At 63.8% G+C, this 12,377-nt stretch carries 7 protein-coding genes; all 7 read left to right on the top strand.

Annotated elements, in window-relative coordinates:
* On the top strand, positions 1 to 456 hold a 456-nt coding region (locus tag HDC94_RS14395; protein WP_179498714.1), incomplete at its 5' end, for a substrate-binding domain-containing protein.
* An 80-nt stretch (positions 457 to 536) separates the two neighbouring features.
* Positions 537 to 1,712 carry a Gfo/Idh/MocA family protein gene (locus HDC94_RS14390; RefSeq protein ID WP_257021676.1) on the top strand — a complete coding sequence of 392 codons (1,176 nt, stop codon included), beginning with the start codon at positions 537 to 539 and terminating at the stop codon, positions 1,710 to 1,712.
* A 20-nt stretch (positions 1,713 to 1,732) separates the two neighbouring features.
* Positions 1,733 to 2,740 carry a sugar phosphate isomerase/epimerase gene (locus HDC94_RS14385; protein ID WP_179498712.1) on the top strand — a complete coding sequence of 336 codons (1,008 nt, stop codon included), beginning with the start codon at positions 1,733 to 1,735 and terminating at the stop codon, positions 2,738 to 2,740.
* Entirely contained in the window at positions 2,737 to 3,951 is a 1,215-nt protein-coding gene (locus tag HDC94_RS14380) for an ROK family transcriptional regulator (RefSeq protein ID WP_179498710.1), read from the top strand. The genes HDC94_RS14385 and HDC94_RS14380 overlap by 4 nt, the downstream gene beginning before the upstream one ends.
* A gap of 69 nt (positions 3,952 to 4,020) precedes the next feature.
* Positions 4,021 to 4,569 (top strand): hypothetical protein, encoded by a 549-nt coding sequence (locus tag HDC94_RS14375; protein WP_179498708.1) that lies wholly within the window; start codon positions 4,021 to 4,023, stop codon positions 4,567 to 4,569.
* Positions 4,570 to 4,940: 371 nt separating this feature from the next.
* Entirely contained in the window at positions 4,941 to 11,951 is a 7,011-nt protein-coding gene (locus HDC94_RS14370; RefSeq protein ID WP_218870601.1) for a ThuA domain-containing protein, read from the top strand.
* Positions 11,952 to 11,999: 48 nt separating this feature from the next.
* Positions 12,000 to 12,221 carry a hypothetical protein gene (locus HDC94_RS14365; RefSeq protein ID WP_179498704.1) on the top strand — a complete coding sequence of 74 codons (222 nt, stop codon included), beginning with the start codon at positions 12,000 to 12,002 and terminating at the stop codon, positions 12,219 to 12,221.
* Positions 12,222 to 12,377 lie beyond the last annotated feature (156 nt).

Raw genomic sequence — 12,377 nt, 5'->3', positions numbered from 1 at the left:
TCGGCTGGTTTTGCTGACGCTCTGTCGGACTGTGGCCTGTCGGTGTCGAACCGTGTTGCTGCTGACTTCACTGTTGCCGGTGGTGAGGCTGTGACCTCGCAGCTGCTGTCGGCCGCTCCGAAGATCGACGCGATCTGGAACCACGATGACGACCAGGGTATTGGTGTCCTCGCGGCCATCAACGCGGCCGGTCGTGACGAGTTCTTCATGGTTGGTGGTGCTGGTTCGGCCAACGCCATGCGTGAGATCCAGTCGGGTGACTCGGTTCTGCAGGCGACGGTTATCTACCCGTCGACGCAGGCTGCTGACGGCATCCGCCTGGCGCGTCTCATCGCGCAGGGCAAGGTCATGAGCGACCTCGTCGAGGCGGCCGTCCCCGCCCGCATCGTGCTCTACGCACCCGTGGTCACGGCCGAGAACGTGGAGGAGTTCCTCCCCACCGCGTTCGAGTCCTAAACCGAACAACAGACGGTGCCCGCGCGCTCACGCGCGCGGGCACCGTCCCCTCCCTCAGCACAACAGAAAGCGAACAACAGATGTCACTGCCCCAGTCCCCCCGTGTCGCGATGATCGGCTACGGGTTCATGGGTGCCGCCCATTCGCAGGGCTGGCGAGTTGCACCCCGGTTCTTTGATCTCCCCGCGAAGCCGCAGATGCAGCTGATCGTGGGTCGCAGCAGTACCGGCGTGGCGGATGCCGCCGAGCGCTGGGGCTGGGCCGAGACATCCACCGACTGGCGCGAGGCAATCGCTCGCGACGACATCGACATCATTGACATCGTCACCCCCGGTGACTCGCACGCCGAGATCGCCATCGCTGCTCTCGAAGCAGGCAAGCACGTCCTCTGCGAGAAGCCCCTCGCCAACACTGTCGAAGAGGCCGAGGCCATGGCAGCTGCTGCAGAGAAGGCAGCGGCCAAGGGCGTCTACGCGATGCTCGGCCACACCTACCGCCGTGTCCCGGCCGTCACCTTCGCCCGCGATCTCATCGCGGCGGGCAAGATCGGTGACATCCACCAGATCCGTGCCTCCTACCTGCAGGACTGGCTCATCGACCCCGAGGTCCCCCTCGCCTGGCGCCTTCAGAAGGAGCACGCCGGTTCCGGCGCACTCGGCGACATCGGTGCGCACATCATCGACCTCACCCAGTTCGTCACCGGGCTCCTGATCGAGTCCGTGTCCGGCACGATCGACACGATCATCAAGCAGCGCCCGATTCCCGCGGAGAACACCTCCGGCCTGGGCGGCAACAAGGCCGGCTCGGAGTTCGGTGAGGTGACTGTTGACGACATCGCACTCTTCACCGCACGTTTTGAGGGCGGAAAGCTCGGTACCTTCGAGGCCACGCGCTTCTCGACCGGCCGTAAGAACGCCCTGCGTTTCGAGATCTCCGGATCGAAGGGCGCACTCTCGTTCGACCTCGAGGACCTCAACTCGCTGGAGTTCTACGACGCCACCGCACCCGCGGAGGAGCAGGGCTTCACCAAGATCCTCGTGACCGAGCCCGGCCACCCCTACATCTCCGCCTGGTGGCCTGCTGGTCACATGCTCGGCTACGAGCACGCCTTCTCGCACCAGGTCAAGGACCTCATCGAAGCAATCGCCGCAGATGTTCAGCCGACCCCCACGTTCGCCGATGGACTCAAGGTCCAGAAGGTGCTCGCGGCGGTCGAGGCCAGCTCGGCACACGGAAGCGCCTGGACCCAGGCTTAAGAACGAGAGGACACATACCCATGTCACGACCTATCACTCTGTTCACCGGCCAGTGGGCCGACCTTCCGCTGGAGGAAGTTGCGCGACTGGCATCCGAGTGGGGCTATGACGGCCTCGAGCTCGCCTGCTGGGGCGACCACCTCGACCCGAGCCGCTGGGACGACGACGAGTACGTCCAGGGCAAGCTCGACCTGCTCAAGAAGTACAACCTGGGAGTGTGGGCGATCTCGAACCACCTCAAGGGACAGGCCGTCTGCGACGACCCGATCGACCAGCGTCACAAGGACATCCTCCCCGCCGCCATCTGGGGAGACGGCGACCCGGAGGGCGTGCGCCAGCGTGCCGCCGAGGAGATGAAGAACACCGCGCGCATCGCTGCGAAGCTCGGTGTGAAGACCGTGATCGGCTTCACCGGCTCCTCCATCTGGAAGTACATCGCGATGTTCCCGCCGGCAAGCCAGGAGATGATCGACGCCGGCTACCAGGACTTCGCCGACCGCTGGAACCCCATCCTCGACGTCTTCGACGAGGTCGGCGTCCGCTTCGCTCACGAGGTGCACCCGAGCGAGATCGCCTTCGACTACTGGTCGACGATCCGCACCCTCGAGGCGATCGACCACCGCCCGGCATTCGGTCTCAACTGGGACCCCAGCCACTTCGTGTGGCAGGACCTCGACCCCGTGGGCTTCCTCTACGAGTTCCAGGACCGCATCTACCACGTGGACTGCAAGGACACGAAGATGCGCGTCGGCAACGGCAAGAACGGCCGCCTTGGCTCGCTCCTGCCCTGGGCAGACGGACGCCGTGGCTGGGACTTCATCTCCACGGGCCACGGCGACGTGCCCTGGGAGTCCAGCTTCCGGATGTTGAACCAAATCGGCTACGAGGGCCCGATCTCGGTCGAGTGGGAGGATGCAGGCATGGACCGGCTCATTGGCGCCCCCGAGGCGCTCGAGTTCGTGCGCAGGCTCGCCTTTGACCCGCCCTCGGCGGCGTTCGACGCGGCCTTCAGCACGAAGAACGAATGAGCCGAGTCGGGCACGGTCAGCCGGACATCTCTGACCTGCCCGTCTCCGCACCGGCGTCGAACGACACCACCCGGCGGGGCAACCTGTCGCTCGTGTTGTCGCTCGTGCACCACAAGCGCGCCATCAGCAGGGCGGAGCTCACCCGGGTGACCGGGCTGAACCGATCCACGATCGGCACGCTCGTGTCGCATCTCGTCGAGCTCGGCCTCGTGATCGAGGGCCGCGCGAGCGGCAACAGCCAGATCGGCAGGCCGAGCCCCACGGTGACGCCCAACCGCTCGCTCGCGGCGCTTGCCATCAATCCCGAGGTCGACGCGGTGACGGTAGGACTCGTCGGGCTCGGTGGCGAGGTCATCCGCAAGATCCGCTTTGCGACCCTCCAGTCGCCGACACCGGCCGAGGTGGCGAACATCTCCGCCGCGATCCTTGAGGGGATGAAGGTCGAGCTCGAGTCCGGCTACCGGATCGTCGGGGTCGGAGTGGGTGTTCCGGGGCTGACGAGGGTCGAGGACGGCGTCGTCAGCTATGCACCGCACCTCGGGTGGCGTGACGCGCCGGTGGCGCAGCTCATCGCCGAGGCGACGGGGTACACCGTGACCGCCGCGAACGATGCATCCCTCGGCGCTGTGGCCGAGCTGCAGTTCGGCGGGGGACAGGGATGTCTCGACCTTGTGTACCTGAACGGTGGCCCTTCCGGTATCGGAGGCGGCGTCGCCGGCGGGGGAGCGCTCCGCACGGGCCGCAACGGTTACGCGGGCGAGCTCGGGCACACGCTTGTGCGCACGGACGGCGCCGACTGCCACTGCGGCGGGTCAGGATGCCTCGAGACCGAGGTCTCACTGGCGCGCCTCCAGGAGCTCGTGGGGCTCGAGGGTGCAGATCTCGACGAGGTCAACCGGGCACTCCGGGAGGGGGATCCGACGGTCATCATGCCGGAGATCCACCGGCAGCTCGACTACCTGGCGATCACCCTTCGCAATGCGGTCAACGCCTTCAACCCGGAGCGGATCATCCTCGGCGGGTTCCTGGCGAGCCTGTACTCGATGGATCCGCAGTACCTCGTGTCCCAGGTGAGGGCCAGGGCGCTCCACGGTCCTGGCGAGGTCGTGGAGATCTCCGAGGCGGTGCTCGGGTCGAACATCCTCATGATCGGAGCTGCCGAGCTTGCCTTCACGCGACTGCTCGCGGACCCTCTCATCCCGCTCCCATAATCGATCTCTAGATTTGCCTCCACGCTCCCGCCAATGGTGGTGGGGGTTCCCGAAAGGAACAGTTCAACGATGAATGCCCAGATGACTCTCCGACGCCGATCCATCACCCTGGTCGCGGCGCTCCTGGCCCTCATGCTCAGCCTCTTCGGAGTCGCGTCCGCCGCGACGGCCCATGGTGGCGACATCCAGTTGAACATCGGCCAGGACGGCACGGGCAAGATCATGATGGACGCGGTGTACGTCGAGGACGGGCATCAGGTCGAAGAGGTCATGGACGCTTACATGACTGCCGTGTCGGCAACTGGCCAGGAGGTCGGCCCGATCCGCCTCGTCTCCGGAGAGTTCGGCCCATACACCTGGGCTACTCCGGATCCGGTCCTTCTGGAGGGCCCGTGGAGCGTCACGGTGTCCACCACGCGGCCCGCGGCAGCGACTGCAACGGTCGACCTCGACATCGTCCAGGTCGAGACGGTGGAAGACACCAATCTTCCGGGATATCAGGCACCCACGGGGCTCGAATGGTTGCTCCCAGTGGGCATAGCGGTCGCCGGTGCAATTCTCATCGCCCTTATCGTGATCATCATTGTGCGGACGCGCTCCAAGCGTTCAGCAACTTAAGTTCCCGAACGAACAAAACTCCGTCATTTGACGGCACCTAACGCCGGAATTCTCCAGCGGGGGTAGAACGCTCCGTTTTGTTGACAAAGCGGGATAAACCACTGTGCGGCCAAGTGGCCGCGGAATTGCTGGGCTCTTTCGCGCGCCCGCGTCGAGATTCGCAACAGCGATGAGAACGTGACGTTATTTATCTTGACACGCAACATTTAATGCCTTAGCGTCGCGATCACTATCGATCGATGGGGATCACGCTGTGTGCTCCCCAAAAATCGAGCCTCCATCACATTTTCAAAAGGAGCCACACGGTGAACAATGCAGTCCACCTAACACGGGGCAGGTCCCCGTGGGTCGCGATTCTCGCGACTTTTGCCATGATCGCGGGGGTGATGGCCCCAGTATTTGGGGTTGCTACCGCTGCGAACGCGGCAGACCCGGACTTTAAGGTCCTGGTCTTCAACGAAACCGCCGGTTTCGTTCACCCGGAGATCGGGACCGCAACGACGACGATCCAGAACCTGGGTCTTGCGAACAACTTCGCAGTCGACGTCGCGGCCACCTCGACGGGCGTCTTCACTGAGGAGAACCTCTCCCAGTACGACGCGGTCATCTGGAACTCGACGACAGGCGATGTCCTGAACTCGACGGAAGAAGCCGCGTTCCAGGCGTACATCGAGGGCGGCGGTGGATACGCAGGTATCCACTCGGCGACCGACACCGAGGACTCGTGGACCTGGTACAAGGAGACGCTCGTGGGAGCGGACTTCAACAACCACCCCGCGATCCAGCAGGCCACGATCAAGGTTGAGGACGCGACCAACGAGTCGACGAAGCACCTCACTAGCGACACCTGGACCCGCACCGACGAGTGGTACAACTTCACCGCGTCGACCTTCAAGCGCTCCAACCTCCACGTACTGCTCTCGCTCGACGAGAAGTCGTACGCACCGGGCTCCGGCGCCATGCCCGTCGATCACCCTGTCGCTTGGTGTCAGGACCGCCAGATCAGCGGAACCTCGCTGCGCTCTTGGTACACGGCTCTTGGCCACACCAACGCGTCGTACTCTGAGCCGGCGTTCGTGAACCACATCCTCGGTGGTATCAAGATCGCTGCCGGCGCTGTGCCCTCGGGCTGTGCCGCAAGCCAGAGCGGAAGCTACGACTTCGTGACGCTGGACGACAACACGGCCAACCCCATGGCCATGGACATCGCCCCCGACGGAACGGTCTTCTACGCAGAGCGTGATGGACGCCTGCGCCAGATCGACCCCGTGACCCACGTCACCACCACGGCCCTGACCCTCCCGGTCACGCAGGCCAACGAAGACGGATTCCTCGGCGTTGTCGTAGACCCGAACTTCGCGACGAACGGTTGGATCTACCTGTACTACGCTCCCTCGAACGTTGGTTCAGATGGTCCGCACAACCGCATCGGTCGTTTCACCTACGACTTCGGAACCAAGACCGCGGCTCTCTCGTCTGAGGTCTCGGTCCTGAAGATCACGACCCAGCGCAACCGTTGCTGCCACATGGGTGGCGACATGGTGTTCGACACCAACGGCAACCTGATCCTCGCCGTGGGTGACAACACCGACCCGTTCGAGTCGAGCGGCTACTCGCCCATCGACGAGCGCTCGGGCCGTCAGGACTTCGACGCGCAGCGTACGTCGGGTAACACCAACGACCTTCGTGGAAAGATCCTCCGTATCCACCCGGAGCCGGATGGCACCTACACGATTCCGTCGGGAAACCTCTTCGCTCCCGGAACGCCGCTGACGCGTCCCGAGATCTACGCGATGGGCTTCCGCAACCCGTTCCGTATCGGACTGGACCCGAAGAACAACCACATCATTGTGGGTGACTACGGCCCCGACGCCGGCTCCGACAGCGCCACCCGCGGTCCCCGCGGTGGTGTCGAGTGGAACCTGCTGAGCCAGCCCGGTAACTACGGATGGCCGTACTGCCAGGGAACGATTGGTCCAAACAACAACGGTTGCTACATGGACTTCGACTTCCAGAACAACACGACCGGTTCCGCGTTCAACCCGAACGCTCTCGTCAACAACTCCCCGAACAACACGGGTATGACGAACCTCCCGCCGGTCATCCAGCCGACGATCAGCTACCCGAACAGCAACAACACGACGGCCAGCATCGGCGCCAAGGCTGTTCTCGAGATCGGTGGCGGCGGTGGAGCACCCATGGGTGGTCCCGTCTACCGCTACGACGAGAACCTCGCCTCCGCGAAGAAGTGGCCCAAGTACTGGGACGGCAAGGGTCTGCTCGGTGAGTGGAACCAGGGAACGATGTACTCGGTGCAGATGGACCGCACCAACGCAACGTCCGTGGTTGACATCAACCAGATCCTCCCGGCGATCTTCGACAACGGTTCCAGCAACGGTCTGTTCCGTCGTGCGATGGACTTCGAGTGGGGCCCGGATGGTGCCCTGTATGTCGTCGACTGGGGCTCCGGCTTCAACGGCAACAACAGCGACTCGGGTATCTACCGCATCGACTACACGCAGGGTCAGATCTCGCCGATCGCTCGGGCTGCAGCGGATGTCACGTCCACTGCCGCATCGACGCTCGCGGTGAACTTCTCCTCTGCTGGATCGTCGCACCCGTCCGGCCTCGCGCTGACGTACTCGTGGAACTTCGGCGACAACTCGCCGGTCTCCACGCTCGCCAACCCGAGCCACACGTACACCGCGCCGGGCAGCTACAACGCCCAGCTGACCGTCACCGATAGCGAGGGTGGTTCGGCAATCGCCAACGTCACCATCGTCGTCGGTAACGCTGCTCCCACCATGACGATCAACTTCCCGGAAAACGGTGGGTTCTTCGAGTGGGGTGACCAGGTCCGCTACGAGGTGACGGTCAACGACCCGGATGGCACGGTTGACTGCACGAAGGTCAGCGTTCTCGCTGCCCTTGGTCACGACACCCACAACCACGACTACGGCCAGCAGTTCGGCTGTGAGGGTTGGATCCAGACGGCTCGTGACGCAGGCCACGGCCTCGAGGCGAACCTGTTCTGGGTGGTGAACGCGAGCTACACCGACGGTGGCGCGAGCGCGAACACACCTCTGACGGCGTACGCCACGAACGTCCTCAACCCGACTGTTCTGCAGGCGGAGTACCTGGACGTGACCGGCCAGATCGGCAACCCGTCAGGAACCGGTGTTTCCACGGAGACGACGACCGACCCGCTCGGCGGAGGTACCAACCTCGCGAGCCTCGACGTCAACGACTACTGGGGCTACCGCCCGGTCAACCTGATCAACATGACCAGCGTCGACCTCCGCCTCGCCTCTGCGGCGGGTGGAACGATCGAAGCTCGCTTCGCCTCGGGTGCAAACCCGGACCCGGCGACGGCGAACGTGATCGGAACGCTCAACTACACCGCAACCGGTAGCGCAACCACCTACCAGTACCAGACGCTGACCTTCAGCTCGGTGCCGAGCGGAGAGGGAACCCTCTTCTTCGTCAACACCGCTGGTACGGCCAAGGTGAACTACTACCAGTTCGCTGGTACGGGTGTTCAGTCGAACAGCGCTCCGACCGGCACGCTGCAGGTTGACAAGACGACCGGCCTCGCGCCGCTCACGGTCAACGCCTCCGTTGTCGGCGCAGTCGACCCCGATGGTGCCGTTGGCGCCCCGGTGACGATCGCGTGGGACACGGGCAACGGCTACGTGACGGGAACGGCTTCGCAGTCGGTCACGTACACGACCCCGGGCACGAAGGTCATTCGAGTCAAGCTGACTGACGCTGGCGGCGCGTACAACGAGTACGAGCAGGTCATCACGGTCAACGCCGCTGTTGCGGGTGTCTGCTACGCAGGTCGCTCGGACGGCTTCGATGGCACGTCGCTGGACGCGAAGTGGAACCGCAACGTCCGCCAGGATCAGACGATCTCGGTGGCTGGCGGCAAGCTGACCATCCCGGCGGCAATCGGCGACCTTCACCAGGCGAGCACTCCGGTCTCGCCGAACCTGATCCTGCAGGATGCTCCTACGGGCAACTACAGCGTGATCACGAAGGTCAACGTGCCGGCGCGTGTCGGTTACCAGCAGGCTGGTCTGATCCTGTACACCAACGACGACGAGTATGTGAAGTTGGTTGTCCAGGGTCGCGACACGAGCGCGGCAAACGCCGAGAACCGTGTTGTTCAGATGCTGAAGGAGACCGGTGGATCGGCTTCGGAGACGAACTCCCCGAACCTGACCGCTGCGTACCCGGATGACAGCTACCTGCGTATCGACATCTCTGGAACCACCGCTACCGGCTTCTACTCGGCCGACGGCACCACGTGGACCCAGATCACGACCACGCGTGACATCGCGTCGCTGACGAACGCCAAGATTGGCCTCTTCGCAGCTGGCTCGACGTCCACGCTGGCCCAGTCGTCGCCGATCGTGAACGCATCGTTCGACTTCTTCTCGATCACCCCGGATGCCACGGCCCTGCCGCCGGCACCGAGTGACGAGTTCGATGGCAACAAGCTGGACGCGTGCCGCTGGAGCATCGTGAACGAGAACGCCAACCTGTACCGCGTGCAGAACGGCAACCTCGAGCTCGACACCACGGTTGCGGACATCTACGGAACGGGTGGAAGCATCCCGAACGTGATCCTGCAGAACCAGCCCGCTGGCGACTGGACGATGGAGACCAAGGTTGACACCTCCTCCTTCGACCGCCGTTACCAGAACGCGGGTCTGATCCTGTACACCGATGCCGAGAACTACATGAAGTGGGACATCGTCACCACCAACCAGGCTGGCAGCACGATCGCGCGGAACTACGAGTTCCGTCACGAGGTGGCTGGCACCGTCCAGAACCCGCAGAACAACGTGAACGCCACCTCTACCGGTGGAATTGCGTACCTGCGTCTGGCCAAGGTTGGCAACGTGTTCACCGCTTCGTACAGTGCGAACGGCACGACGTGGACGAACTTCACCAACACCTTCACGAGTGCCGATCTCGCGGCTAACGCGAAGATGGGTGTCTTCACGCTGGGTTCCACCCAGACGACGACCGAAGGCAAGACGGCGAAGTTCGACTACTTCAGGGTGACCACGGCTGCGGCGCTTGCCGTGAACGCGACCACCGCCCCGGCAACTGCTGACGGCACCAACGGATGGTTCAAGCAGAACGTCAACGTGACGCTTGCTTCCACCGGCGGCGGCTCCGGCACGAAGCTCATCGAGTACAACCTCAACGGTGGGGCATGGACGACCTACACGGCTCCGTTCGCCATCACCACTGAGGGAACCACTGCGGTGAACTACCGGGTGACCGAAGGATCGGGAACGCCTACCACGGCCCAGACACTGACGGTCAAGGTCGACAAGACCGTGCCGACGGTTGATGGTTCGCTCGTGGTGAGCTCGTCCGACCCGAACGTCCGTACGCTCGAGATTGCTTCGGCTGACGCCACCAGTGGTGTCGCGTCGGTGCAGTACTCGAACAACGGTGGTGTCTCGTGGGCGACCTACACCGCTCCGGTTTCGCTGCCCCTCACGGGTCAGACGATCCAGGTGCGTTCGACGGATGCCGCGGGCAACGTCTCGGCTGTTGACACCGTTGAGGTGCCGGCGATCGTCGAGTGCGGTGCAGTTGCGCTGAACGACCCGTTCGATGGCACGGCGCTTGACGCTTGCCGTTGGACTGTCACGAACGAGGACACCACCAAGTACCGCGTACAGGGTGGCAGCCTCGAGATCGACACGACGCAGGCAGATATCTACACGACCGGGACGACCATCCCGAACGTGATTCTGCAGGACCAGCCGGCCGGTGACTGGACGATCGAGACCAAGGTTGACACCTCGGCCTTCGACCGCCAGTACCAGAACGCAGGTCTGGTCGTCTACGTCGACGGCGACAACTACATGAAGTTCGACGTTGTTACTACGAACGCTGCTGGCAGCACGATCGCGCGGAACTTCGAGTTCCGTCACGAGGTCGCGGCCGCTGTGCAGAACCCGCAGAACAACGTGAGCGCGACGGCAACGGGAGGCATTGCGTACCTGCGCATCGCCAAGACCGGCAACGTGTTCACCGCTTCGTGGAGCACCGACGGAACCACGTGGACCCCGTTCACGAACACGTTCACGAGTGCAGCACTGGCATCGAACGCGAAGGTCGGCGTGTACGCGCTCGGCTCGACGTCCACCGGTACCGCGGGCAAGACGGCCAAGTTCGATTACTTCAACGTGATCGTTCCTGACGTCACCGACCCGACGGTCACGGCCAGCGTCTCCGGCCGCACGGTCACTCTGACGGCTGAGGACACCGGCTCCGGTGTCGCCTCCGTCGAGTACCAGCTGTCTGGTGAGTCGACCTGGACCACGTACACGGCACCGTTCGCGGTTCCTGGTACCGGTCTGGTGACCGTCTCGTACCGCGCAACCGACAACGCTGGCAACGTCAGCGACGTCGCGACCGTGGACGTGCCGGCCGACGAGGTCGACCCGGGCGACGTCACGGTGGATCGCGTGTTCGGAGCCTCGCGCTTCGAGACTGCGGTCGAGATCTCCAAGAAGTCGTACCCCGGTACGGCTCCGGTGGTCTACATCGCCAACGGAAACAACTACCCCGACGCACTCTCGGCTGGTCCGGCTGCTGCGCACGAGGGCGGCCCGCTGCTGCTCATCACCCCGGATTCCATCCCCGGTGTTGTGGCGACGGAGCTCGCACGACTCGATCCCGCACGGATCGTCGTCGTTGGTGGTATCCCGTCGGTGAACGCCGCGGTGTTCACCCAGCTGCAGGGCATGGCCGACACCGTCGACCGTGTCGCCGGAGCCGACCGCTACGAGACCTCTCGTCTGCTGGTTGACTACGCATTCGGTGAAGACGGTTCCGCCTACGCCTACGTGTCGACGGGACTCAAGTTCCCCGACGCGCTGGCTGCCGGTGGTGCTGCTGGATCGAAGGATGCTCCGGTGATCCTCGTGAACGGTGCTGCAACCGATCTCGACGCGGCAACGGTGACGTTGCTCGGCGACCTCGGTGTCACCGACGCGCGAGTGCTCGGTGGCGCAGACACCGTCTCGGCAGGCATCTTCGATGATGTGGATGCAGTGACGAACGCTGTTCGCCTGGCTGGCTCCGACCGCTACCAGACCGCTCGGGCTATCAACGCCGACGCGTTCGACACGGCAGAGCACGCCTTCCTGGTGACGGGTCTTAACTACCCGGACGCGCTGGCAGGTTCGGCGTGGGCTGGTGCAGAGGGCGCTCCGGTGTTCGCTGCTACCACCAACTGTGTCCCCGGCGGAGTTCTCGATGACCTCGAGGACCTCGGCGTGACGCACGTCACCCTCCTGGGTGGTGAGCCCTCGCTCAGCGCATCGGTGTTCGCACTGACTCGCTGCTAAGGAGATCATCTAACCCCTAACGCAGATGGCCGTCGCGGCCGTCGGCAGGTGCCCAGCACCGGCCGACACCGCGGCGGCCATCCGCATTTTGTGGGGTTAAAACGCCGCCATCACCAGGCCACCGAATTTGTTGGTACGGAAGATTTACAAAAACGCGGCGTGACCGGGGATTTGTCGGCCATTTTGGCTCCCGAAATACTTTCATTCCGGGAGCGTGTCCCCTATTTAGGTGACGTGAATCCGGCATTTATCTTGACACGCAACATTTGATCACGTAGCGTCGCGAGCAACTATCGGTCACCGGGGACCGTCTTTTGCTCCCTGGTGATCGACCTTCCATCACATCAGCAAGGAGCCACGGTGAACAATGCAGTCCACCTAACACGGGGCAGGTCCCTGTGGGTCGCGATTCTCGCGACTTTTGCC

The sequence above is a fragment of the Leifsonia sp. AK011 genome, from assembly GCF_013410945.1.
Taxonomy (GTDB): Bacteria; Actinomycetota; Actinomycetes; order Actinomycetales; family Microbacteriaceae; genus Rhodoglobus.
Note: the sequence above shows the minus strand (reverse complement) of the source record. Positions and strands in the feature narration are given on the sequence as shown.